The organism is Vreelandella aquamarina, from assembly GCF_900110265.1.
Lineage (GTDB): Bacteria > Pseudomonadota > Gammaproteobacteria > Pseudomonadales > Halomonadaceae > Vreelandella > Vreelandella aquamarina.
This window is the reverse complement of the sequence record NZ_FODB01000004.1, coordinates 1-21,741: the sequence shown is the minus strand read 5'-3', so window position 1 is coordinate 21,741 and position 21,741 is coordinate 1. Positions and strand designations below refer to the sequence as shown.

Here is a 21,741-nt window from a genome sequence, read left to right as displayed (position 1 = left end):
TGTGTGGTTACCTCCAAAGACTCACAGAGTACTTCTGCCCTGACCCGCCTTTACCCCCTGTCGATTTTTTCTCTTTAAAATCAACGAATCCAGGCTTTTCAGCGACTACCTCTCAAGAGGTATGTCGCTGTTTTTCATGTCATTTTCACCCATTTCCCAATGTCTTCCTCCAGCGTATCTTGCTTTCTAACTGCTAGATGCAGAAAGGTTCGATGCCAAGGGGAAATCGCCATGAGCAAGAGAAATGCCGACATTGAGAAATGGAATGTCGAAGACGCCCAATTCTGGGAACAGGAAGGCAAGCACATTGCCAACCGCAACCTATGGATATCCATTCCCAGCCTGCTGATGGGATTCGCTGTCTGGATGATGTGGGGAATGATTACCACCCAGATGCAGAACCTGGGTTTTTCGTTCACGGTTAACCAGCTATTTTCACTAACAGCGCTTGCCGGTCTAGCAGGTGCCACACTGCGCATCCCAGCATCGTTCATGATCCGCATCGCTGGCGGGCGTAACACTATCTTCCTGACCACCGCGCTATTGATGATCCCCGCTGCCGGCACTGGTATCGCCTTGATGAACCCAGGCACGCCGTTTTGGGTATTCCAGGCGTTGGCGCTACTTTCCGGTATCGGTGGCGGTAACTTCGCTTGTTCAATGAGCAACATTTCCACTTTTTATCCCAGCAAACAGCAAGGTTACGCCCTGGGCATGAATGCAGGCCTTGGTAATTTCGGCGTCACTACCATGCAGATTGTCATCCCACTGGTAATGACCGTCGGCATTTTTGGCGCTATGGCCGGTTCGCCAATGGAATTGCAAAGCGCTAGCGGTACGTTGATTGGTCGGATCGAAGCAGGGACCGACACCTGGATCCAGAATGCTGGCTTTATCTGGCTCGTATTCCTGATCCCATTAGCGTTCGCCGGTTGGTTCGGCATGAACAATCTCCGCACTATTACGCCCAACCCTGGTTCGCCGCTGGCGGCTTTCAGCAAAATATTAGGCCTCTACGGCGTCGGCATGGTGACCGCGATTATCGGCATGTTGGCTCTCAGCTGGCTTAATATGTGGATTGCCCTGCCGCTAACCATTGTTCTAACCCTGGTGTTGTTGCGCCTGATTCCTGGCGATATCAAGCCCAATATCCAGAAGCAATTCGCGATATTTTCCAATAAGCACACCTGGTCAATGACCATCCTCTATATTCTGACCTTCGGCTCCTTTATCGGCTTCTCTGCGGCCCTGCCGCTCTCTATCAACGTCATCTTCGGCAATATGATGGAAGCCACTGCCGATGGCACGCTGATTCGCGTGGCCAACCCAGAGGCGCCCAGCGCTTTAACCTGGGCCTGGATAGGCCCCTTCGTGGGCGCTCTGATCCGTCCGCTGGGCGGATGGATCTCCGACAAAGTGGGCGGCTCCATCGTTACCCAAATAATCTCTGCGATCATGGTGGTCGCCTCTGTCGCCACTGGCTACGTAATGATGCAGGCCTATAACACCACTGATCCTAATCAATTCTTTTGGCTATTCCTGTTGCTTTTCATCGTGTTATTCGCTGCCAGTGGTATCGGCAACGGCTCTACCTTCCGCAGCATCGGCGTGATTTTCGACCAGCAGCAGAAAGGCCCTGTTCTTGGCTGGACCTCAGCCGTCGCGGCCTATGGCGCCTTCATCGCCCCGCGGGTAATGGGCGAGCAAATCCAGGCCGGCACACCGGAGCTTGCCATGTACGGCTTTGCGGTCTTCTACGCCATCTGTCTGGTCATCAACTGGTGGTTCTACCTACGCAAAGGTGCCTACGTTAAGAACCCCTAAATAGGGCTTGCGTCTTTACGCCCGGAGCCAAGCTCCGGGTCTTCACCCCCTACCCCAATGCGGGAGGACACCATGAAAATCATGATCGCCTATGACGGTTCGCGAAACGCCAAGCTGGCACTCGCTCAGGTCGTCAATATGTTCCGCTGTAACCAACCCCTGCTGGTACTGGTTGGCGTGGTGGAGAACCCACTCGACGCTACCGATAACAACGAGGCGCTTTTTCAGCAGGAACACGATGAGGTTAAGCAGCACCTTCAAGAGGGTGTGGCATTCGCTATCGGCGAGGGCTTCCAGGCCGAGCAGCTTCTCGCCGAGGGAGACGCGCGCAAGATGCTGCTTCAGGCCACTCGCAAACTCTCGCCAGACCTACTGGTGATTGCTCGCCATAGCCATCAACCGGACGGCGGCATCATCGCCAAATCGTTGACTTATTTTGTTGATGAACTCGACTACATGACTTTCGGCAGCGTCAGCTCATTCCTGGCCCGACGCGCCGAGTGTCCCTTGTTGATCCTACCCAGCCCTTAAGCAGCCTCTAACCACATTTGGGACACGGGACGATACGACCATGAAAGTTTCCGCTGTATTCAAGTTTCGCAGCCCTGAAATCCGGGCCTTGCACCTGACCTGGATTGCTTTCTTTATTACCTTTTACGTGTGGTTCAACATGGCACCGCTCGCGTCGAGCATGCTCAAGAGCGTCGACTGGCTGACCACGGATGATCTCAAACTATTCGCCATCTGCAACGTCGCCTTGACCATTCCCGCGCGCATCATCGTTGGCATGGCGCTGGATCGATTCGGCCCGCGACGGGTGTTCTCGGTGCTTATGGTAACTATGTCACTACCGGCACTGGCGTTTGCTTTCGGTAACAGCATGACGCAGCTGTTGGTGGCGCGCTTAGTACTGAGTTCGATTGGTGCCAGCTTCGTGGTGGGTATTCACATGACGGCGCTGTGGTTCAAGCCCAAGGACATCGGCTTCGCCGAAGGCTTTTACGCTGGCTGGGGTAACTTCGGTTCCGCCGTAGCGGCCATGTCGCTGCCGACTATCGCCCTGAGCATGTATGGCGGCCCGGATGGATGGCGCTGGGCCATCGCGCAGAGTGCCCTTGTTATGGCCGCTTACGGTGTTTACTACTGGTTCGCGATCACTGATGGCCCAGATGCCCAGGCCCACCGCAAACCACGTAAGACCGCCGCCATGGAAGTGAGCTCCTGGGGCGATATGATCAAGCTGATCATCTGGACGATCCCGCTGGTCGGCGTACTCGCCATCCTGGTCTGGCGCATCCAGTACATGGGCTATTTATCCATCACCGGGGCGGTCATCGCTTATCTCACCATCGTGGCGATCGTTATTTATCAGATCATACAGATCCTGCGGGTCAACCTGCCGATTCTGCGCAAGGGGGTGCCTGAGGATGACAAGTACTCGTTCAACAGTGTGGCTGCGCTTAACAGTACTTACTTTGCCAACTTCGGCGCTGAACTCGCAGTGGTATCGATGCTGCCCATGTTCTTTGAGGAGACCTGGGGCCTGAATGCCGCTACGGCCGGCCTGATCGCTGCGTCATTCGCGTTCGTCAATCTGGTGGCGCGCCCCATGGGCGGCATGGTTTCCGACCGCATGGGTAACCGGCGCTTTGTGATGCTGTGCTACATGTTTGGCATTAGCGTTGGGTTCTTGCTAATGGCCATGCTCAATTCGAGTTGGCCACTCATTCTGGCCATTGCGGTGACCATCGGCACCTCGATTTTCGTACAAGGGGCTGAGGGAGCGACTTTCGGCATCATTCCCTCCATCAAGCGCCGCATCACTGGGCAAATCTCGGGCATGGCCGGCGCCTACGGTAATGTTGGCGCGGTGGTTTACCTCACCATCTTCACGTTTGTCACACCGTCGCAGTTCTTCTACATCATCGCGACCGGCGCCTTCATCAGTTGGGTTATCTGCCTAGTGTGGCTCAAGGAGCCAGAGGGCGCTTTTGACGACGAGTACTATGTTTCTTCGGTCGATAGAGATATCGAAGAGCAGGCACTACAGAGTGCCAAGCACTGAACGGTCGGCACATCTGTAGCGTCACGGCACTGTTCGCGTCGATTGGATCCGGACAGTGCCTCTAGAATAAAAAGAGCGCCCTCAGAGCGCTCTTAATCAGGATCCGTGATGTCCTCAATCCAGGTTAAGGCCGCCACAGCAGTCGGAAATCCGGTGGTAGGAATCGCTAACATGGCTACTTGTTTCAGTTCCTCGGCACTCACTCCCTCCTCCAAGGCACGACGCACATGGGAGTGAACGGCCCCTTCGGAGCGTGCCCCTATGGCCAGCGAGAGTTTTATCAAGCGTCGGCTACGTTCATCAAGCGGCCCAGCTTTAGCACAGGCTTTGCCCAAAGCGGCATAAGCTTCCCATATCTCAGGATACTGGTTTGCGACATCTCCAGCTCCAGAAGGCAAATCATGCTTTGTCATAGTGCAATACCTTAACGATAAATTGAAGTTCACAGTATAGAAGTACAGCAACTAAATGCCACACACCACACTTAAGAGCTAAACACAGCAATCGAACCAAGCATTATTAATGAGGACATTCGATGTATATTGGCTATATCCAACGTCTTAAGCTCTGCATTAAGTGGACTTATGCCAACCCGGAAATGGCGTCTCTTCCTGCAAATGACGCAACTCAGGTTGATGAGCTTCAGCGATTTGCGTTACCCGATTCACGCCCTCTTCCAATAAATGCACTTCTATTTGGCGGCGATCCTCACGCCCTTGCCGCCGCACAACCAATGATAGCTGCTCACAGCGATCAACTAGCGCCACCACCCCATGATGTTTTGATTGAAGCCGTTCCGCTAGCTCCCCCACCGTCGCCCAGTCTCTTCCATGGAAACCACGAAGATGTAGCAATAGTTGATACTGCAAGGGCGTCAGCCCATAGCGGCGACAGATATCTTCACTATGGCGAAGAAAGCAACGCAACCGGTAACGAAATTGCGACAGCCGCTCAAAGTCGCTTTTATCAAGTGTCTGAGGGTTATTCATTTTTCCAATTCTCTTTACCACATACTCGGCTATTGCTGACTCGCCAATTTAGAGCGCTTTAGAAAAATACAATATCACACTATGATACAAATAACCATTGAGATTACACCTGCAGGGGGTATCTGAAATGAGAGCACTCACTTTTCTCAAATTACCATTCAACCATCGTGAAGGCTGGAAAGAGCTACAGGCTTCCTCCCCCTCCATTCCTTTACTAGCTTGGCTGGTGGTGTTACCCATGTCCCTCTTGCCGCCAGTAATGCTCTATTATGCGGGCACCCATTACGGCGATGCATTTATGGCGGGCTTTGCTGACCGAGAGTGGCGTTTTATCACGACAATTATTTTCCTAGCAGAGATATTGAGTTTTTTCGTTATTGGCTGGGTAATCTACGCTGTAGTCAATGGAACTGAAGAGCTATCTATCAGCTATCAAGATGCCTATTTACTTGCCACACTTGCACCACTACCGTTATTCGTCGCTTCATTGGCACTATTGGTACCCAGCTTACTTTTCAACGTAGTGGTTATACTTAGCGGGCTGGGCATCTCTTGCAGCTTGATTTACCACGGCTTACAAGCACTCTGTACCCATCAAGAATTTGATGTTGCTACGATCTCAGCCACTTACACAATCATGGCTGCCAGTGCTCTGGGGTGGGGTATTTTGTTTGCTGTTATCTGGGCTTATTAAGCCATGAATATTAGGCGCACTGGCACCAACCCATTCATCGTCAAGCCCAATGATGACGCGTGAAGCAAACGGTCTAACGTTGAGAAGTGGGTAATGTGTGCGCCAGGCAGGGCGATGAGCAAAATTCACGATCACTGGCGTCTTCCTCTTCGAGCGCTGATAGCACCAGCTCTTTGATTACTGGAAGGTGGGAATCTTCAATTTCACGAGCGGCGGTTAGTAGGGTAACCCGCCCCGCTCGTGCGAATCTCATTAAAGGCAGTAGCTTGTCAGGACATGCCTTCAGCTCACGCTTGTAGCGCTCAAGAAAGAGTGATTGACTGATTTTTTTCTGTCGATACTGACTGCATAATTGAGAGGCAGGCGCTATCTCTGGATACCACTCATTCAGTGCCAATAAATTGGGAAACAGCCCGCTAGGACGTACCCGATCAACCAGCACGCGCGTGCCGTCGTGATCCTCTATCGGCGCATATATACGCTTTAACATGATTTCATACGACATCGTTTATATACTGGCAATTGATTGGCAATGTTAATGTTGACTCGCTCGATCTCAGCGAGCGCTCCGGAAGGGGGTTTGATCTTCGATATTACCAACTTTGTCACACCATGCCTCAGTGTTGTCAGTCCAATGCATTACTATTATATCAAAATAGATCGCCGTAAATTTTTATGGTGACGAGTGTGGTCTGTCAGCCGAGTGCTGACGATAAGCTAGACTACAAATAAGCGTCTCTAACCTGTTAAACCGTAGACCCCTATAGCTTTACTGGGCACGAGGTAGGTATCCGCACAGATCAAGAACTCGTCACTATTGAGCTGAGACTATCAGAGCTTGAACAAGAAAAGGCTGCTCTCCTTTCTCGAAAGCAAGAGCTGTATCGCTCTGCAAACCGACATGATTTACCGCTACTCACCCCTGGCCAGAAAGTTGAAGTATACCGAAAACTCTTTCGAGGCAGGCAGGATGTTTATGCGGTTCGCTGGCAGAGTTCCGGCGGTCGTTCCGGCTATGCTGTCGCTTGTGCGAACGAGTGGATGCCGGTCATCTGTCAGAAACCACGGATCAAGTGCGGAGAATGTCGACACAAAAATTTCAAGCCCCTCGATTTTGATGCAGTTTATGACCACCTGTCTGGCAAACATGTGACCGGCCTTTACCCTTTACTGCCGGATAGCTCTTGTTACTTGCTGGCGGCGGATTTTGATAAGGGGGACTGGAAAGCGGATGTTCGTGCACTAGCCCAGGTCTGTCGTGGTGAAGGCGTACCCTATCTTGTGGAGGTTTCTCGGTCCGGTGCGGGTGCCCATCTATGGGTTTTCTTTTCAGAAGCAGTTCAAGCTTCGTCAGCGAGGAGGTTGGGATTCAAATTGTTGGATAAGGCCATGGAGCTTCATCCAGGCTTATCCTTCGACTCCTATGACCGGCTATTTCCTAACCAAGACACCATGCCTGATGGTGGGTTTGGCAATCTGATTGCCCTGCCGCTTCAACACGAGGCGCGAAGTCGCGGATGCACCGTCTTCGTCGACGACAACTTTACGCCATACCCGGATCAATGGGCACTGCTCAGTCAGCAACAGACACTTTCATCAGCTCAGCTTGAAGAGCTGATCGGCAAGGAGGCTAATTCCGGTGTGACTGTAGATACTGTGTTGCCGTGGGAGTCAACGTTACCGGTTGATACAGGGAAGATTTCTGGATGTCCTGAAAGCATCACGCTCATCCTGACCAGTCACATTTATATAAAGTTATCAGGCATTCCAGGAACATTGGCGACACGAATAAAGCGAATGGCCAGCTTTGCTAATCCTGTATTTTTCAAAACACAGTCGCTTCGTTTCTCGACGCATGGCATCCCTCGCTACATATCATGCGCCCATATTGAGCAAGGTTATCTTTCTATTCCCAGAGGCTGCTTGGATGAGCTTCAAGATCTGCTGCTGAAACAGGGAATCACGGTGGACATTGATGACCGTAGAATATCAGGCCAGTTTTTACCTGGAGTCAGCCTAAAAGCAACGCTGCGTGGCGACCAGGACAAGGCGGTGCAGGCACTTGTCCAACACGATACCGGAATACTTCATGCACCGACCGCTTTCGGTAAAACCGTAACGGCTATTGGCGTGATAACCAGGCGGCAAGTCAACACACTGATCCTCACGCACAGTCGTCAGCTACTTGATCAATGGAAGGAGCGACTCGACACCTTCCTTGAGGGTGCGCTCATCGGTGTAATTGGCGGCGGTAAAAAGAAACCTACTGGGCAGGTCGACGTTGCCACTTACCAAAGCTTGATCAATAAGAAAGACAATACAGTCTCGAAGCAGGTCAAGGAGTACGGGCAAGTCATCATCGATGAATGCCATCATATCTCAGCGCCACGTTACGAGATGTTGCTTAATGAGGTCAGCGCCCGATACGTCATTGGTTTGACAGCAACGCCTGATCGTCAGGATGGCCACCAAAAAATCATGTTGATGGTTGCAGGGCCCATTCGTCACAAAGCCCAGGCGCACCACAGTAACCGATTTATTCAACACGTCATTGTTCGAGAGCATCACGAAACGCCACCCACCCACATCTGCCAGCCTAGCGTGCGGCCCCATATCGCATCGGTTTACCATTGGCTTGCCCAGAGCAGCGCCCGAAATGAGGCCATTGTTCAGGATGTTGCAAGCTGTGCGCACAACCAAGCAAATTGCCTTGTGCTGACGGAACGACGAGAACATGCCGAGACCTTGGCGACACTGCTGGATGCTGAATCCATATCGTCAGTTATCTTACGTGGTGGGATGCGCGTCAAAGAGCGCCAGTTGGCAGAAAAAGAGTTGCATAGGGTTCAAGTCATCGTTGCAACTGGGAAATACATTGGAGAAGGCTTTGACTTGCCTCGACTGGACACCCTGTTTTTAGCTCTGCCCATCGCATGGAAAGGAACGCTGTCACAGTATGCAGGCAGACTCCATCGAGACACCGAAGGCAAACTAGAAGTCACTGTCTATGATTACTTGGATACTGGCCTGCCTATGCTTGAGCGAATGTTCCGAAAGCGTGAGAAAGGCTATAAGGCTATGGGGTATAAGTTTATCGCTTCCGGGCAAACCAGATTGCTTTAGCCTTTGAGAGGCAGTCAGTCGTTAAAAGCTCATCAAGTGAACTGAGGCCAAGAATTTCTTCACTTGTCTAGCTGAACCCAGTTTATCTGGTCACTCTCAGGCGGCTACTTCCTTCTCGTCTTCAATCTCCAGTTCGAGATGGAAGTTAGCTGGCCCCGTCAGGTTGACCAAAGCATCGAGACTGAACTTATTAATCTGGCCGTTCAGCAAGTCGTTGAGGCGGGGTTGGGTGATTCCCAGACGATGTGCAGCCTCTTTCTGAGTAATATCCCACTCCCTTACACGGCCAGCAATCCTCGCCATGAGCTCGGAGCGCAGCCGCATGTTCAGCGCCTCTTCAGGAGTGTCCTCGATGGCGTCCCACACACTGTCGTAATACTCGATGGCCATTTTCTAACCTCGCTTGGTGGTTGGGCTCAGGGCAGCTCCTTGTATCGCTGCTTGCCCAAGTCGATGTCTTTTTTGGCGGTCTGCTGGGTTTTCTTCTGGAAGCAGTGGAGCACAAATACCGCGTCGCCCCGGTTGGCCACGTAGAAGACCCGAAAGGCGCCGTTGTGTTCCCGAATGCGGATTTCCATGACACCAGGGCCAACGCTTGGCATTGGGCGGAAATCGTCCGGCTGGCCTCCAGCCTGAATCTTGTCTATCTGAAACCCCGCTTCTCGCTTGGCGTCCAGAGAGAAGTCGCGCAGCCGATCCTTCGAGTCTCCAACGAATGCAACAGGTTTCTTGCGCGCCACGCTGGCTCCTTGACTGCCATAAATTTATATCAGTTCAGATATAATAAACTCATCAATCGAATGCTTCAAGCGGCTTCCACTGTAGCCGTATCACCAATAAGATGCCGTTGACTATTCGCACTTGGGTTGGCGGTCTCAATGACCAAATGCAATATCTGACCCTCCGGTATGGTTTTGCCACGACTCATTGCTATTGCGACCTCTCTACTGAAGACCGAGCCGCCATCATGCAGATGCGGGTTCACTACTAAATCCGAACCATCGCCCGACAATTGGAACATCCGCCCAGCGCCATCTCACGGGAACTGGCATACCAAACAATCCGTTCTGACAAAACCTATGATGCCAGTCTCGCCGGTTTCAGAGTCCGGCTAACCCGCTGCCGACCTCAGCAGCAGCCTAACGGTCATTTATGCTGTAAATTTTACATTTTATTTTGTGACACTCTTTAGCGTGCTAGATTGACCTTAAATTACCTAGACAGCATTTCAAAAACCGACGGAAACCCTTATATAGCAGGCTATTTAGACAAATAACAACAAATAAAGCAGCGCTAAGAAAATCAAATCAATCCGGCTCATAACCGTCCCCGCTACCAAACATAGAAAAAGCCGATTCTTTAGGGGATCGGCTTTTTTGTGTGCGCTCTTCCGGCTCAGCGCTTTATTTCCCTTCACTTCCTTGAATCCCTGGGCGGCTGCCTGCATATCATGAAGTAACCTTTTTTATGCGATGCAGAGTTTACCCATGTCGATTATTGATCCCCGTACCGGCAACCCGATGACTGCCGACCCTGTCGCGAGCAATAATGCGCCCACCAGTGGCGAGCGCCCTAGCGTGACTCGCGAAGAGGTCATCATTGAGCTCAACGCAGGCAACATTCAGCAGGTACTGGAAGCCTCTATGCAGGTGCCGGTGCTGATGGACTGCTGGGCTCCTTGGTGCGAGCCGTGCAAGAACCTGATGCCGGTGCTTGAGAAACTGGCGGTGGAGTACGCCGGTGCCTTCTTGCTGGCAACGCTGGATGTGGAAGCCAATCCAGAGATCGCTGGGCAATTGGGCGTGCGCTCGGTGCCTGACGTGAAGCTCATTAGCCAAGGCGGCTTAGTAGACAGCTTCCAAGGGGCACTGCCTGAAAAAGAAGTGCGCGAGTGGTTGAACCGCTACTTCCCTGCCCCCGGCGACGCACCGCCCAGCCCCGAAGAGCAGGCGGAAGAAGCCTTGAGCGCTGGCGATGCCGCAGGCGCGCGGGAGATTTACCAAACGCTGATTGGCCAATACCCGGAACATTACGCCTACCAAATTGGCCTTGCCAAAGCGCTGGTGGCGGAAGGGCGTGGTGAAGAAGCCCGTAGCGTGCTGGATAACCTGCCGCCAGAGGAGCGCGATGCAGCACCCGCCCGTGGCGTTCGCGCCAGCATCGAGTTCAGCGAACAGGCACTCTCAACAGAAGAGATCGCCGCGCTGGGTGATCGCACTGACAGCGAAGCGCAGTACCAGCGGGCGCTACGCCAAGTGGCCGATGGCCAGTACGACGCAGGCCTGGAAGCTCTGCTGGCGCTGATGAAGCAGGACCGCGCCTATAACGACGACGCGGCCCGCAAAACGCTGCTACAGGTCTTTGACGCGCTGGGAGCCGACCACCCTCTAACGGTCACCTACCGCCGCAAGCTGTTCGCCCTGCTCTATTGATAGCGCCTGACGAAGGCAACGTTACGCTTTTAACAGCGTATCCATCCGCGATAACGCCGCTTCCAATTGGGAAGCGGTGGTTCCAAAGTTAAGCCGTACAAACCCTGGGCAGCCAAAAGCCGCGCCGTCTGACAGCGCCACACCCGCCTGCTCCAACAGCGCTTGTGCGGGAGATGCCCCCAGGCCCGTTTCACGCATATCTAGCCACGCCAAATAAGTCGATTCTGGCGCGCTCAGCGACACCCCAGACCACGTTGCCACACGTGCTTCCAACGCAGCTCGATGGCTGCGTAGAACGTCCAGCAGTGCTTGTCGCCAAGGCTCGCCCTCTCGATACGCTGCCTCGGCGGCCACCAAGCCCAGCACGTTACCATCCGGTAAAAAACCTTTTGTGGCCGCGGCAAAGTGCTTTCGTAGCGTGGCGTCGGGAATGACCGCGCAGGCGCTGGTTAACCCGGCCACGTTGAATGTTTTTGAGGGCGCCCATAGAGTAATCGTGCGTTTGGCCAGCTAAGGGAACAGCGCCGCCAGAGGGCGATGGCGTGCTCCTTCATCCAGCAGCAAATCACAGTGCAGCTCATCGGAGACTACCCAGAAATCATGGCGCTCGACCAAGGCGGCTAACTGCTCAAGCTCGCTCAGCATCCATACGCGCCCGGTCGGGTTATGAGGGTGGCACCAGAGCAGTAGTCGGGTTTGCGGGGTAATGGCCGCTTCCAGCGCTGCGATATCCAGCTGCCAAGGCTCGCCAGGGGCGGCTGGCTCCGCTAACATCGCCTGTTGCGCTAGCCGCCCAGTGCGTTCAGCCACGGCCAGGAAGGGCGGGTAAATAGGTGCAATGGTCAGCACGCCCTCCCCTGGCTGGGTCAATGCCATGGCAGCAAAGTGCAGCGCGGGCACTACACCAGGTAGCCACTGCTGCCATTCGGGCTCAATGGTCCACGCATAGTGGTGAGCGCTCCACTGGCAAAGGGCCGCGGTGAGCGTGGCGGGCACTTCGCCATAGCCGTAAACGCCGTGGGCCACCCGCCGTTGGAGCGCGTCGATTACCGCAGGCGGCGAATGAAAGTCCATATCGGCGACCCATAGCGGCAGCACATCCTGCGCATAGCGGTGCCATTTCTGCGAGGCGTAATTTCCTTCGGGAGCGCGTCGCTCGACGGGCGTGGCAAAATCGAACGCCATAACAAATCTCACTTATTTCCACGGGAGTAAACACTGAGCATGCCGCAAGATGACTTTTATACCAAGATGCGCGCTGGCCTATCGGCGCTGTTGCGGCAGTGGCGCTCGCTGGGTCAGGCAGATGCCGACCAGCTGGCACTCATCCTGGCGGAAACCGCTAGGGTCGCTAAACTAGGCACCCCCGATGCTACGCCAAGTGGCGCCACGCTAGAGCAGTGGAGCCAAGACCAGCAGGGCGAGATACCGCTGTGGGCGCCACGCACGGCGGTGTTTCTGCTCAACCAGATGCCCGCTCGGCCCACCCCGCAAAGCGATGAAGAAGCCTGCGCCTGGGCGTACTGCTGGCTGCGTAACCGCTCGTTTGATTCGCTGGATGCAGCCCGCGCCGCCCTGCCTGCCCACTTAGCCGAACCGCTGGACGAGGCTCTGGCAGCTGCCTGGAGCGACCAACAGGGGCTGAGGCTGGTATAGCTTAGTGCCGTTTGCGCCCCGGTGATTTCGGTTTAAAGCCCGCAGGCTTGGTGGCAAGCCAATCGACAAAAGCGCGAATATCGGCATCGTTCATCAACGCTTCCAAACTAGCCAAGCGGTCGGCCAGTTCGCGCTCGCTGTAGAGACGGAGAATGTGCTTATGGCAGGGATGACACAGCCACACAATGGCCGTTAGCCGCTCTTCACGGCTATGGCGCTTTTGATAACGCGGCTTGTTATGCAGCGTCCTTGGAATGAGATGGTGCTTGGTGAGCGGCGATGCACGCTGGCACAGTTCGCAGCCACTGGGTTTAGGCGGCGGAGAGAGCACGTGGGTGCCGGAATCCGGTGAAAGGGGCACGGTAAACAGCCTCGCACGCTAGCAACGTCTTAACGGTTAATAACACCTAATGTGCTAAAAATCAGCGACATAATAATAGCAACCACATAATAAACGTAAGGAAAACGCCGCATGCTAGAAGTACCACTCACTTGGCAGTTAGCAAAGCTGGGGCTCTCCGTCAGCATGGTTTTGGGCTTAAGCGCTATCGCTGTCCGTGCAAGCCCACGCATTGCAGGGCTACTCTCAGGTTATCCTTTAGGCACCGCACTAGCGCTGTTTTTTATCGGTTTAGAGATCTCGCCCACCTTCGCTACCCAGAGCGCCGTGCATACGCTGGCCGGGTTTACCGCGACAATGGCATTGGGGGCAGGTTATGTGATCACAGGCCGCCAGCCTGGCATCAAGGGCGTTATTAGCGGTGTGCTGGGAGGCTTTGCCGCGTGGCTGGTCATGAGTACCCTGCTCGCGCAGTTCAGCTTCACCCGCTTCAGCGGCACGCTGGTGACGCTTTGTGCCATTGGCGTCTTCAGTTGGCTGTTCCGCTCCATTCCCGATGTGAAGAGTACCGCGAGCAGCGCCTTTTCTTGGCCCGCGCTAGCGGCACGCGCGGGGCTTGCCACTGTTATTATTTTTGCTATCACCCGTATCGCCCACTGGCTCCCCCCAGAGTGGGCAGGCACGCTGGCTGCATTTCCCGTCACCATGCTGCCATTTTTGCTGATCCTGCACGTGGGGCATGGGTATGCCCCCGTCGCCACAGTCATTAAGCATTATCCCATGGGCCTTGGCTCGCTGCTGAGCTATACCCTATGCGTTTCGTACACTTACAGCACGCTGGGGCTTTTCTGGGGAACGCTGGCAGGATTTCTCGCCGCGACCCTATGGCTGCTTGGCTGGATGCAGTTCACTGCTTGGCAACAGCGCCGTAACGCTTGACCAAGCGCTCGCTTGGGTTAATTCTGGGAGGGTTCTTACCTCCCTCGTTCCCTCTAATAATAAGGATAGCGCTATGTTCACTCGCACCATTGAGCCCGCTTTTTACGATACGGATGCCCTCGGCCATATTAATAACACGCGGCTCCCCGCTTGGTTTGAGCTGGCACGCAACGACCTGTTCAAACTGTTTACGCCCGACCTGAACCCTAAACAGTGGCGATTAATCATGGCGCGCATGGAAGTGGATTACCGCGCTGAACTGTTTTACGGCCATGACATCGAAATCCGTACCTATCTAACCCGTTTGGGCAACAGCTCGTTTACCGTCACCCAGGAAGCGCGGCAGCATGGTACGCTGACCAACTTAGGGCATACGGTAATGGTGCAGTACGACCATCAAGAGAAGCGCGCCGTTCCTATTGAGGGTGAGCTGCGCGAGGCGCTGACAGCACATTTGGATACCGCGCCCGCCTCCGCTTAATTCCCCCTGCCATGTATGGTGGGGCCTTCCAGGAGTCACCATGGCTATTCGCTATAATCTCTGGATTGATCCTGACAACACGGCGCAGCATCGCGCCGTGGAAGCCGACCTTGAACGCTACTTCATGGAGCGCTTCGCTGATTACCCGCATATCCGCTTGTTCGGCGCAGACCCCTACGATTATGATGCCCCATTCAATCGACTTTACGACGTGCTAATGGCCCGCGCAGCTGAGTATTGCGAGGAGAAATGGCGCTATGTCGCTTCTCCAGAGCAGCTTAACCGCTGCTTTTTCCGTGCCGTTGGCCGCTCAAATAAATTTGTTCAAGACGACCGAAAGTGAGAGTTCTACGCAATGGTAATTCGTACCGACCAAGCACCCGACGAGCGCCAGCTGGCGATTATTACCCAACAGCTCGGGCGAGCGCCTCGCGGTATCGAAGCCGTTGCAGCCACGGATACACAGGGCACCCCTTTAGTGCTGCGCATGTCGCCGATTGTGGATGGCAAGCCTTTCCCCACGCTTTACTGGCTCTGCTCCGACCTGCTTAAAATCGAGATTTCGCGCATTGAAGCCGTCGGCGTGATCAAGTCGCTAGAACAGCGTCTGCAGGACGAACCTGACTTCTTAGCCGCTTACCAACAGAGCCATCGCGATTACGTTGATGCCCGCTGGCGCTTTATGAGCGAGGCTCAGCGCGAAGAAGTGGCACGCCTGGGCTACACCGATGTTCTCACCGAACGCGGTGTAGGCGGCATCAGCAACTGGCAGCAGGTGCGCTGCCTACATACTCAATACGCCCATCATCTGTGCGGTAACAATGTGATTGGACAGTGGATGGACGAACACTACGACGTACAGCGCTGCCTAGGCTAGATGTCCTGCAATGCCTCCCACTGATTCACCCTTAACTCCTCTGCGATAAGGACGCCCCGACTATGTCACGCATCTGTGTTTACCTCGGCTCAAGAGAGGGCAACAGCCCAGCATTCCGCCAAGCCGCCCATACGCTTGGCACGGCTCTTGGGCAACGCGGGCACACCTTGGTATACGGCGGCGCACGCGTCGGGCTGATGGGGGAACTGGCCAATGCGGCACTAAACGCGGGCGGCAGCGTCATCGGCGTTATGCCCGACCATCTCGTTGAGCGTGAACAGGCTCATTTCGGCTTAACCGAGCTGATTCGCGTGCCTAATATGCATGAACGTAAAGCCACCATGGCGGCGAACGCTGACGCCTTTATCGCCTTGCCCGGTGGCATTGGCACGTTTGAGGAGTTGTTTGAGATCTGGACCTGGGGCTATTTGGGGCTACACGACAAGCCGATGGGCCTGCTAGATACCGATGGATTTTACGCCCCACTGCTGGCGTTTTTAGACAGCACGGTCAGCCACGGTTTTCTGGCGCAAGCTACACGAGACATGCTGCTCGATGCACCGACGCCCAGCCAGCTATTAGACGCTTTAGAAGCAGAACTAAGCTGAGTACGAGCAGAGTAGAGCGGAAATTTATACGTTGGCAGTCAGCGTGCGCGTACGCTGATAGGTGAGCTGGAGCAAGCGAGCATCTTCCCCAGCACGGTGGCGGTGGATGCCACGCTCAGCCACTACCGCCTCTTTGGTATCGCTCCACAGCGCCTGTTGCTCTTCGCTGAGCAGGATGCGTAGCGCTTCCAGGCGAAAGCGCGGCAGCATACCAGCATGGTGGAACAGTAACGACAGCCAGGTATTATCGTAGCCCCAACTATCGCTATAAGCCTTACCTAGCTCCCGCAGTTCATCATTAAGCCACTGGGCAACTTGGCGCACCGGGTAGCCCTCTTTCATCAGCCGATCACGAGAAATACCGTGCAGTAGCTCGGCTTTTGGATCCCAATGGGTCCACTCATCTAATGGCTGAATAAGAAACGCGCAGCAGCTACCGTCAGCACGCGCAATGCCAACTTCAATCGGGTAGCTGCCGCGCCCGAATCCGGACGCTTCAATATCTAGCACTGTGGGTAGCGTCTCGGACACTGACTTCCTCTTTTATGAATCGCAACCTGGCATGCGCTTTAAGCAACCGCCATTTCCACTGCAGGCTGGCGCTCTGCTACACGCTGCCAGTAATCGGCCTGCTCAGTATCTACCGCTAAGCCTAGCTCACCTAAGCGGTAGGCACGCGCTAAGCGCTCAGCGGCTAAATAGTGCCCCGCCTGCGCAGCACGGGCATACCAGGTGACTGCATAATCTTCACGACGCGGATACTGCACGCAGCCGTGCTCGTGAATTTGCGCGAGCTGGTACTGCGACTTTACATCGCCCGCTTGGGCAGCTTCCAGTACATAACGTGCTCCACGGGCTTTGTCTTGGGGAGACAGGCTGCGGTGGAACAGCATATGGCCATAAATGGATTGTGCATCTGGGTGCCCCGCTTCTGCACACCGTTTAAACAGTCGCATAGTGAGACGCTGCGTACGCGGTGAGCGCGGTAGTAACCAACGAGTATGAAAGAGCTGCTCGGCTAGACGAAATTCCAACCGGGTAAACAACGATGATGCCTGCGGCATGGCCAACCACCCTGCCTATCTGTTGAGATCTTCGGCTAACCATCTCACCTTCCGCGACGGCTAACCATACGATAAACCGGCGCTTGGCCGGTCGATGGGCTGGCAAGCATACGCCTGCCTTCGCCATGACTCAACCCTATTGATTTGCTGCTTTTGTAGACCCTCGCTAACATGCCTCCCACAGGCTGGTATCGGCGATATGGATCGCCACCTTTCCAGACACATTTTCGCCTTAGCGAGGAGACAATCATGCAAACGCGCCCACTGGGTAGAACCGGAATTGAGGTCAGCCGACTCTGTCTAGGCACCATGACCTTTGGTGAGCAAAACAGCGAAACTGAGGCTCATGAACAGCTCGACCGCGCGGTGGCGTTCGGTATTAACTTTATCGACACGGCGGAGATGTATCCAGTTCCCCCAAAAGCAGAGACACAAGGGTTAACAGAGATTTATATCGGTAGTTGGCTAAAAGCACGAGGCGCTCGCGACGATGTCATCATCGCTACCAAAGCGGCAGGCCCAGGTTTGGAGCATATCCGCGGCGGCCCCAAAATGAGCCGGGACCACCTTCATCAAGCCATTGATACCAGCCTTGAGCGTCTGCAAACGGATTACGTCGATCTGTATCAGTTGCACTGGCCTGATCGTAACACCAACTTTTTCGGCAAACTTGGCTACACCCACGCTGAGCAGGAAGACGCCACTCCGTTGGAAGAGACGCTCTCCGCACTTAAAGAGCTGGTCGATGCAGGTAAAATTCGCGCTGTAGGGCTCTCAAATGATACCCCTTGGGGCGTCATGCGGATGTTACAGCTCTCTGATCAACTAGGACTGCCTCGTGTTGCCTCCATCCAAAACCCCTACAATCTGCTGAACCGTTCATTTGAAGTGGGCTTAGCAGAAGTTGTACATCGTGAAGATGTGGGCCTGCTGGCTTACTCACCGCTGGGGTTCGGCGTGCTGTCAGGCAAGTATCTTAATGGTGCCCAGCCGCCAAAAGGCCGTTTGACTCTCTATGAGCGCTTTAAACGCTATACCTCGCCCGAGGCAGAGGCCGCTACGCAGGCTTACGTCAACCTAGCCAAAGAGCACGGGCTCGATCCAGCGCAGATGGCACTGGCGTTTATTAACTCGCGCAGCTTTCTTACCAGCAATATTATTGGTGCTACCACCATGGATCAGTTGGAAAGCAACTTGGCCAGCGAGAGCTTGAAGCTGGATGAGGAAGTGTTAACCGCCATCGACGACATCCATCGTCGTATGCCCAATCCTTGCCCTTAACGGCTCCTATCGTGCCGATAGCCTCGGCCACCGCCGAGGCTTGGTATAATCTTTCGACTTACTCTTTTTTCGTTACTCATTTCGGGTAGCGACTCTCTTTTGCCACGGCACAAGGAGCACGCCATGCTGAGCGTTATTTCCCCCGCCAAAACGCTGGACTTTGAAACACCCTCCACCACTCAGAACGTCACCCAACCGGACTTCCTCGACTATAGCCAGCCGTTGATCGACATCTTGCGCGACTACTCACCACAGCAGCTAAGCGATCTCATGGGGATTAGCGATAAGCTGGCCGGACTGAATGCGGCTCGCTTTGCTGATTGGCAGCCCCCTTTTTCTCTCGACAACGCGAAACCCGCCGTGCAGGCTTTTCAGGGGGACGTGTACACCGGCCTTAAAGCCGACACCTTTAGCGAAGCGGATAACCAGTTCGCCCAGCAGCATTTACGTATTTTATCGGGCCTATATGGCTTACTACGGCCTCTGGATCTCATCCAGGCCTACCGGCTGGAGATGGGCACCAAACTGCCTAATGACGCAGGTAAGGACCTCTACGCTTACTGGAAGCCGACGCTCACGCATGCACTGAACAGCGCCATCGCTGAGAGCGGCTCGAAAGTGCTGGTGAACTTAGCCTCCAACGAGTACTTCAAAGCCGTAGATGTAAAAAAGCTGGATGCTCAAGTAATAACGCCAGTCTTTAAGGATGAAAAGAACGGTACCTTCAAAATCATCAGTTTCTACGCCAAAAAAGCCCGCGGCTTAATGAGCGCCTGGATAATCCGCCAGCAAATCAACGAGCCCGAAGCGCTCACGGGCTTCGATGTAGCGGGTTACCGTTTTGATGCTGCGGCCTCGGAAGGCGATACCCTCGTCTTCACACGCCGGGAAACCGATCGGTAAGGTCAGAAAAGCCTTACTTTTTGGGCGGCTCGCGGCTTAAGAAACCGCCTGTGCACATCTTTAAAAGTGGCTGTATCGCAGCGGTAGAGCCACTCATAGGCCACCATATCGGCGGAGACCGCCGTCGCGCCATTTGCACAGGCACGCTCTCTTGCAAGGCGCGCCTCTTCTGGGCGGCGGCTGGCGGCCGCCTCACTGAGCCAGAACACTTTATATCCCGCTTCTAATAGGCCAAGCGCGCTCTGCAGCACACAAATGTGCGCTTCGGTTCCGCATATCACCACTTGTTTGCGGCCAAGGGCTGCCAGCGCCTGTGTAAACGCAGGCTCCTCGGTCACACTAAAGTGTAGCTTTTGCCACGTCTGGTACGCCCCTAAACAACTCAATAGTCGGGCATCGGTTCCGCCCAGACGCTCGGGATACTGTTCGGTAAGCCATACCGGTACCTGCAAATGGTTGGCAATGCCTGCCAGCCAAGCCGCCTCTTGGATAGCGTTGTTACCTCCTTCTATCACCGGTAGCAATCCAGCCTGAAAATCGACCATGAGCAATACACTTTGAGTCTGATCTAAACGCACTTTTTGCTCCTACTTTTGTCTTTATAGTGAATCCCACCATAACCCACGCGGTGCGTTACACGGTAAACTGGCGATTGACTATTTTCTATGCGCTTCATTCAGAGGCGTTGGGCATTACCTGCATCCTTATTGGAGAATCAACATGTTAAGGCAATTCTTTGTCATGCTACTGGTGAGCGTCATGGGCTTTAGCGCCGCAATTGAGCACGCTGAAGCACGCCGTTTAGGCGGCGGTAGCAGTATGGGCAGCGTCTCGCGCTCCGCTGACCGCCCGGCCAGTACACCCGCACAGCAACAGGCTCAGGGCACTCAGCAACAGGGAGCAGGTGCTGCCACCGCTCGCCGTGGTGGTATGGGCGGTATGATGGGTGGATTACTGGCAGGCGGCCTGCTAGCGGCGCTTTTCTTTGGAGGCGCGTTCGATGAACTGCGCATAATGGATCTCCTGCTGATGGCTGGCATCGCAGCGCTTGCCATCTTCGCTTTCCGGGCCTTTATTCGGCAGCGACGTCCTGCACCTGCCAACGCTGCTGGCTATCAGCGTGAACGCCAGGAGACACAGCACACACCTGCCAGTAACTTCACAGCAGCGCCTGGCAGCCTTGCAAGCGGTTTGCAGAGCACGCCGGACTGGTTTGATAAAGAGCGTTTTCTCGGCGGTGCAAAAGAGCATTTTATGACGCTTCAGCGCGCTTGGGATAATAACGATTTCAGCCAAATTCAAGAGTACGTTACGCCAGAGCTTTACAACCTGCTGCGTCAAGAGCGTGCCGAGCAGCCTGCCAATAACCGTACAGAGGTAGTGCGTCTGTTTGCGGAGCTTGGCGATATTAATGAGTACGACGGCCACGCCGAAGCCACCGTCATTTTCCACGGCATTTTGGAAGAGAATGGTGAGCAAACTGAGTTTAACGAAACGTGGCATTTGACCCGTGCCATGCGCGATCAAGCACCTTGGTATTTGCAAGGTATTGAGCAAAACCCAGGCGCATAAACCTAGCTACATAGGTTAATAAGCCCTAAAACACAAAACAGCCGCTTCTTAGCGGCTGTTTTTGTATCGATATAATTTCAAGCTACTCGATAGCTCATGATAAGCGACAGGCTCGCTTAGTCCTCGGCGAACTCTTCAATATTCTCACCCATCTCTTCTAGGCTATCGCCAGCGTCTTCCATGCTCTCATCGATATTCTCACCAGCTTCTTCCGCTGGGCCTTGATTATCACAAGCGGCCAAACCGCCCATCATCATGGCCATTAGTAATGCGAGTGCAAGCTTCTTCATTAGTGGGGTACTCATATCGCCTCTCCTCCTGAGATGGTGCTTCAATAATAGGTACCCACTCATACTAGTTGCTCACCACGCCTACCGCCACCACAGCCTAGTAACTCCTTGTTATTTAATTTCTTAAAACGATCGTTTCAAGGAAGCTTTGTGCATATCGCTGTATACATTAGAGAAAGCAAAAAGCCCCGTGCACGCTGTTGTGCTCGGGGCTTGGGTCATGGCACGCTTATCGAGCGCGCAACAAAAAACCCAGCCTATTGGCTGGGTTTTTTGCGGTATAAGTGCCTGACGATGACCTACTCTCGCATGGGGAGACCCCACACTACCATCGGCGCTAAGCGGTTTCACTGCTGAGTTCGGCATGGGATCAGGTGGTTCACGCTTGCTATGGTCGTCAGGCGTAACTGTAAATGCATACCATGCTGTGTTTTGTGTGCGTCTCTTACCAAGCCGTTTGATCGGCTCAGTACACGTATCCGGTTATCCGAGTGTTTTCACACTCATCGTTATCACGGCGACCAGACCCCTTGGGTGTTATAGGGTCAAGCCTCACGGGCCATTAGTACACGTTAGCTCAACGCCTTGCAGCGCTTCCACACC

26 protein-coding genes, 1 rRNA gene and 1 pseudogene are annotated in these 21,741 nt (G+C 54.2%); 15 read left to right on the top strand and 13 right to left on the bottom strand.

The genetic code is table 11. The features are described from left to right. Positions 1 to 231 precede the first annotated feature (231 nt). The 3 genes from BMY49_RS01790 (at position 232) to BMY49_RS01780 (ending at position 3,889) form a co-directional block, all read left to right on the top strand. On the top strand, positions 232 to 1,824 hold the full coding sequence (locus BMY49_RS01790; protein WP_089674619.1) for an MFS transporter: 1,593 nt from the start codon (positions 232 to 234) through the stop codon (positions 1,822 to 1,824). 72 nt (positions 1,825 to 1,896) lie between these two features. Beyond that, a complete protein-coding gene (locus BMY49_RS01785) occupies positions 1,897 to 2,355 on the top strand; it encodes a universal stress protein (protein ID WP_035558455.1) in 459 nt (152 codons plus the stop codon). A 40-nt stretch (positions 2,356 to 2,395) separates the two neighbouring features. Further along, on the top strand, positions 2,396 to 3,889 hold the full coding sequence (locus BMY49_RS01780; protein ID WP_089674618.1) for an MFS transporter: 1,494 nt from the start codon (positions 2,396 to 2,398) through the stop codon (positions 3,887 to 3,889). A gap of 92 nt (positions 3,890 to 3,981) precedes the next feature. On the opposite strand, the gene BMY49_RS01775 is transcribed toward BMY49_RS01780, so the two are convergent. Continuing rightward, the gene (locus tag BMY49_RS01775; RefSeq protein WP_062362547.1) at positions 3,982 to 4,302 is read right to left on the bottom strand and encodes a carboxymuconolactone decarboxylase family protein; all 321 of its coding nucleotides are present in this window, start codon (positions 4,300 to 4,302) and stop codon (positions 3,982 to 3,984) included. 159 nt (positions 4,303 to 4,461) lie between these two features. Then, positions 4,462 to 4,878 (bottom strand): MarR family winged helix-turn-helix transcriptional regulator, encoded by a 417-nt coding sequence (locus BMY49_RS01770; RefSeq protein ID WP_039858438.1) that lies wholly within the window; start codon positions 4,876 to 4,878, stop codon positions 4,462 to 4,464. Between the two features lie 127 nt (positions 4,879 to 5,005). On the opposite strand from BMY49_RS01770, the gene BMY49_RS01765 reads away from it, so the two are divergent. Further along, entirely contained in the window at positions 5,006 to 5,572 is a 567-nt protein-coding gene (locus BMY49_RS01765) for a YIP1 family protein (protein ID WP_089674616.1), read from the top strand. 73 nt (positions 5,573 to 5,645) lie between these two features. Here BMY49_RS01765 and BMY49_RS01760 read toward each other — a convergent pair whose 3' ends face one another. Further along, a complete protein-coding gene (locus BMY49_RS01760) occupies positions 5,646 to 6,077 on the bottom strand; it encodes a DUF488 domain-containing protein (protein WP_084354696.1) in 432 nt (143 codons plus the stop codon). A 284-nt stretch (positions 6,078 to 6,361) separates the two neighbouring features. Here BMY49_RS01760 and BMY49_RS01755 point away from each other — a divergent pair, with 284 nt between their 5' ends. Continuing rightward, positions 6,362 to 8,695 (top strand): TOTE conflict system archaeo-eukaryotic primase domain-containing protein, encoded by a 2,334-nt coding sequence (locus BMY49_RS01755; protein ID WP_089674614.1) that lies wholly within the window; start codon positions 6,362 to 6,364, stop codon positions 8,693 to 8,695. Between the two features lie 96 nt (positions 8,696 to 8,791). Here the strand turns inward: BMY49_RS01755 and BMY49_RS01750 are convergent, their stop codons facing one another. The 3 genes from BMY49_RS01750 to BMY49_RS01735 all read right to left on the bottom strand — a co-directional run bounded on the left by BMY49_RS01750 (position 8,792) and on the right by BMY49_RS01735 (position 10,142). After that, entirely contained in the window at positions 8,792 to 9,085 is a 294-nt protein-coding gene (locus BMY49_RS01750) for a helix-turn-helix domain-containing protein (protein WP_039860777.1), read from the bottom strand. A gap of 26 nt (positions 9,086 to 9,111) precedes the next feature. Then, positions 9,112 to 9,435, bottom strand: a complete 324-nt coding sequence (locus BMY49_RS01745; RefSeq protein WP_035565904.1) for a type II toxin-antitoxin system RelE/ParE family toxin — start codon at positions 9,433 to 9,435, stop codon at positions 9,112 to 9,114. A 524-nt stretch (positions 9,436 to 9,959) separates the two neighbouring features. Continuing rightward, positions 9,960 to 10,142, bottom strand: a complete 183-nt coding sequence (locus BMY49_RS01735; protein WP_089674612.1) for a hypothetical protein — start codon at positions 10,140 to 10,142, stop codon at positions 9,960 to 9,962. Positions 10,143 to 10,182: 40 nt separating this feature from the next. On the opposite strand from BMY49_RS01735, the gene BMY49_RS01730 reads away from it, so the two are divergent. Beyond that, positions 10,183 to 11,127 carry a thioredoxin family protein gene (locus tag BMY49_RS01730; RefSeq protein WP_089674610.1) on the top strand — a complete coding sequence of 315 codons (945 nt, stop codon included), beginning with the start codon at positions 10,183 to 10,185 and terminating at the stop codon, positions 11,125 to 11,127. Positions 11,128 to 11,148: 21 nt separating this feature from the next. Here BMY49_RS01730 and BMY49_RS01725 read toward each other — a convergent pair. Continuing rightward, positions 11,149 to 12,312, bottom strand: a pseudogene (locus BMY49_RS01725) (MalY/PatB family protein). 39 nt (positions 12,313 to 12,351) lie between these two features. On the opposite strand from BMY49_RS01725, the gene BMY49_RS01720 reads away from it, so the two are divergent. Next, entirely contained in the window at positions 12,352 to 12,783 is a 432-nt protein-coding gene (locus BMY49_RS01720; RefSeq protein ID WP_062375304.1) for a hypothetical protein, read from the top strand. Between the two features lies 1 nt (position 12,784). Here BMY49_RS01720 and BMY49_RS01715 read toward each other — a convergent pair whose 3' ends face one another. Then, positions 12,785 to 13,144 (bottom strand): hypothetical protein, encoded by a 360-nt coding sequence (locus BMY49_RS01715; RefSeq protein WP_228219931.1) that lies wholly within the window; start codon positions 13,142 to 13,144, stop codon positions 12,785 to 12,787. Between the two features lie 111 nt (positions 13,145 to 13,255). Between BMY49_RS01715 and BMY49_RS01710 the strand changes: the two genes are divergently transcribed. The 5 genes from BMY49_RS01710 to BMY49_RS01690 all read left to right on the top strand — a co-directional run bounded on the left by BMY49_RS01710 (position 13,256) and on the right by BMY49_RS01690 (position 16,028). Further along, the gene (locus BMY49_RS01710; RefSeq protein ID WP_089674608.1) at positions 13,256 to 14,062 is read left to right on the top strand and encodes a hypothetical protein; all 807 of its coding nucleotides are present in this window, start codon (positions 13,256 to 13,258) and stop codon (positions 14,060 to 14,062) included. A 73-nt stretch (positions 14,063 to 14,135) separates the two neighbouring features. Next, positions 14,136 to 14,543, top strand: a complete 408-nt coding sequence (locus tag BMY49_RS01705) for an acyl-CoA thioesterase (protein ID WP_044630716.1) — start codon at positions 14,136 to 14,138, stop codon at positions 14,541 to 14,543. 40 nt (positions 14,544 to 14,583) lie between these two features. Further along, entirely contained in the window at positions 14,584 to 14,886 is a 303-nt protein-coding gene (locus BMY49_RS01700) for a hypothetical protein (protein ID WP_044630715.1), read from the top strand. Positions 14,887 to 14,898: 12 nt separating this feature from the next. Next, positions 14,899 to 15,420, top strand: coding sequence for a DUF501 domain-containing protein (locus BMY49_RS01695; RefSeq protein WP_044630714.1), 522 nt, complete (start codon positions 14,899 to 14,901; stop codon positions 15,418 to 15,420). Between the two features lie 62 nt (positions 15,421 to 15,482). Continuing rightward, a complete protein-coding gene (locus tag BMY49_RS01690) occupies positions 15,483 to 16,028 on the top strand; it encodes an LOG family protein (protein WP_058579720.1) in 546 nt (181 codons plus the stop codon). 24 nt (positions 16,029 to 16,052) lie between these two features. Here the strand turns inward: BMY49_RS01690 and BMY49_RS01685 are convergent, their stop codons facing one another. Next, positions 16,053 to 16,559, bottom strand: a complete 507-nt coding sequence (locus tag BMY49_RS01685; RefSeq protein ID WP_089674606.1) for a hypothetical protein — start codon at positions 16,557 to 16,559, stop codon at positions 16,053 to 16,055. A gap of 38 nt (positions 16,560 to 16,597) precedes the next feature. After that, complete coding sequence (locus tag BMY49_RS01680; RefSeq protein WP_062363187.1) at positions 16,598 to 17,092, bottom strand: tetratricopeptide repeat protein; 495 nt, start codon at positions 17,090 to 17,092, stop codon at positions 16,598 to 16,600. Positions 17,093 to 17,341: 249 nt separating this feature from the next. Between BMY49_RS01680 and BMY49_RS01675 the strand changes: the two genes are divergently transcribed. Beyond that, positions 17,342 to 18,373: an NADP(H)-dependent aldo-keto reductase gene (locus BMY49_RS01675; protein ID WP_062363190.1), complete on the top strand. Its 1,032-nt coding sequence runs from the start codon at positions 17,342 to 17,344 to the stop codon at positions 18,371 to 18,373. A gap of 123 nt (positions 18,374 to 18,496) precedes the next feature. Beyond that, positions 18,497 to 19,276: a peroxide stress protein YaaA gene (gene yaaA / locus BMY49_RS01670; protein WP_074211078.1), complete on the top strand. Its 780-nt coding sequence runs from the start codon at positions 18,497 to 18,499 to the stop codon at positions 19,274 to 19,276. 2 nt (positions 19,277 to 19,278) lie between these two features. Here yaaA and BMY49_RS01665 read toward each other — a convergent pair whose 3' ends face one another. After that, positions 19,279 to 19,854 (bottom strand): isochorismatase family protein, encoded by a 576-nt coding sequence (locus BMY49_RS01665; RefSeq protein ID WP_044630708.1) that lies wholly within the window; start codon positions 19,852 to 19,854, stop codon positions 19,279 to 19,281. Positions 19,855 to 19,996: 142 nt separating this feature from the next. Here BMY49_RS01665 and BMY49_RS01660 point away from each other — a divergent pair, with 142 nt between their 5' ends. Next, positions 19,997 to 20,848, top strand: coding sequence for a Tim44 domain-containing protein (locus tag BMY49_RS01660; RefSeq protein ID WP_062375309.1), 852 nt, complete (start codon positions 19,997 to 19,999; stop codon positions 20,846 to 20,848). A 116-nt stretch (positions 20,849 to 20,964) separates the two neighbouring features. Here BMY49_RS01660 and BMY49_RS01655 read toward each other — a convergent pair whose 3' ends face one another. Next, entirely contained in the window at positions 20,965 to 21,153 is a 189-nt protein-coding gene (locus BMY49_RS01655; protein WP_058579726.1) for a hypothetical protein, read from the bottom strand. Positions 21,154 to 21,424: 271 nt separating this feature from the next. Beyond that, positions 21,425 to 21,540, bottom strand: a 5S ribosomal RNA gene (rrf, locus tag BMY49_RS01650). Between the last annotated feature and the right edge of the window lie 201 nt (positions 21,541 to 21,741).

Coding starts and splice junctions, on each gene's coding strand:
- BMY49_RS01780 (WP_089674618.1), top strand. CDS start 2,396: ATGAAAGTTTCCGCTGTATTCAAGTTTCGCAGCCCTGAAATCCGGGCC.
- BMY49_RS01705 (WP_044630716.1), top strand. CDS start 14,136: ATGTTCACTCGCACCATTGAGCCCGCTTTTTACGATACGGATGCCCTC.
- BMY49_RS01730 (WP_089674610.1), top strand. CDS start 10,183: ATGTCGATTATTGATCCCCGTACCGGCAACCCGATGACTGCCGACCCT.
- BMY49_RS01695 (WP_044630714.1), top strand. CDS start 14,899: ATGGTAATTCGTACCGACCAAGCACCCGACGAGCGCCAGCTGGCGATT.
- BMY49_RS01775 (WP_062362547.1), bottom strand. CDS start 4,302: ATGACAAAGCATGATTTGCCTTCTGGAGCTGGAGATGTCGCAAACCAG.
- BMY49_RS01710 (WP_089674608.1), top strand. CDS start 13,256: ATGCTAGAAGTACCACTCACTTGGCAGTTAGCAAAGCTGGGGCTCTCC.
- BMY49_RS01760 (WP_084354696.1), bottom strand. CDS start 6,077: ATGTCGTATGAAATCATGTTAAAGCGTATATATGCGCCGATAGAGGAT.
- BMY49_RS01735 (WP_089674612.1), bottom strand. CDS start 10,142: ATGCAGGCAGCCGCCCAGGGATTCAAGGAAGTGAAGGGAAATAAAGCG.
- BMY49_RS01680 (WP_062363187.1), bottom strand. CDS start 17,092: ATGCCGCAGGCATCATCGTTGTTTACCCGGTTGGAATTTCGTCTAGCC.
- BMY49_RS01655 (WP_058579726.1), bottom strand. CDS start 21,153: ATGAGTACCCCACTAATGAAGAAGCTTGCACTCGCATTACTAATGGCC.
- BMY49_RS01790 (WP_089674619.1), top strand. CDS start 232: ATGAGCAAGAGAAATGCCGACATTGAGAAATGGAATGTCGAAGACGCC.
- BMY49_RS01675 (WP_062363190.1), top strand. CDS start 17,342: ATGCAAACGCGCCCACTGGGTAGAACCGGAATTGAGGTCAGCCGACTC.
- BMY49_RS01750 (WP_039860777.1), bottom strand. CDS start 9,085: ATGGCCATCGAGTATTACGACAGTGTGTGGGACGCCATCGAGGACACT.
- BMY49_RS01785 (WP_035558455.1), top strand. CDS start 1,897: ATGAAAATCATGATCGCCTATGACGGTTCGCGAAACGCCAAGCTGGCA.
- BMY49_RS01690 (WP_058579720.1), top strand. CDS start 15,483: ATGTCACGCATCTGTGTTTACCTCGGCTCAAGAGAGGGCAACAGCCCA.
- BMY49_RS01770 (WP_039858438.1), bottom strand. CDS start 4,878: ATGAATAACCCTCAGACACTTGATAAAAGCGACTTTGAGCGGCTGTCG.
- BMY49_RS01765 (WP_089674616.1), top strand. CDS start 5,006: ATGAGAGCACTCACTTTTCTCAAATTACCATTCAACCATCGTGAAGGC.
- BMY49_RS01720 (WP_062375304.1), top strand. CDS start 12,352: ATGCCGCAAGATGACTTTTATACCAAGATGCGCGCTGGCCTATCGGCG.
- BMY49_RS01660 (WP_062375309.1), top strand. CDS start 19,997: ATGTTAAGGCAATTCTTTGTCATGCTACTGGTGAGCGTCATGGGCTTT.
- BMY49_RS01700 (WP_044630715.1), top strand. CDS start 14,584: ATGGCTATTCGCTATAATCTCTGGATTGATCCTGACAACACGGCGCAG.
- yaaA (WP_074211078.1), top strand. CDS start 18,497: ATGCTGAGCGTTATTTCCCCCGCCAAAACGCTGGACTTTGAAACACCC.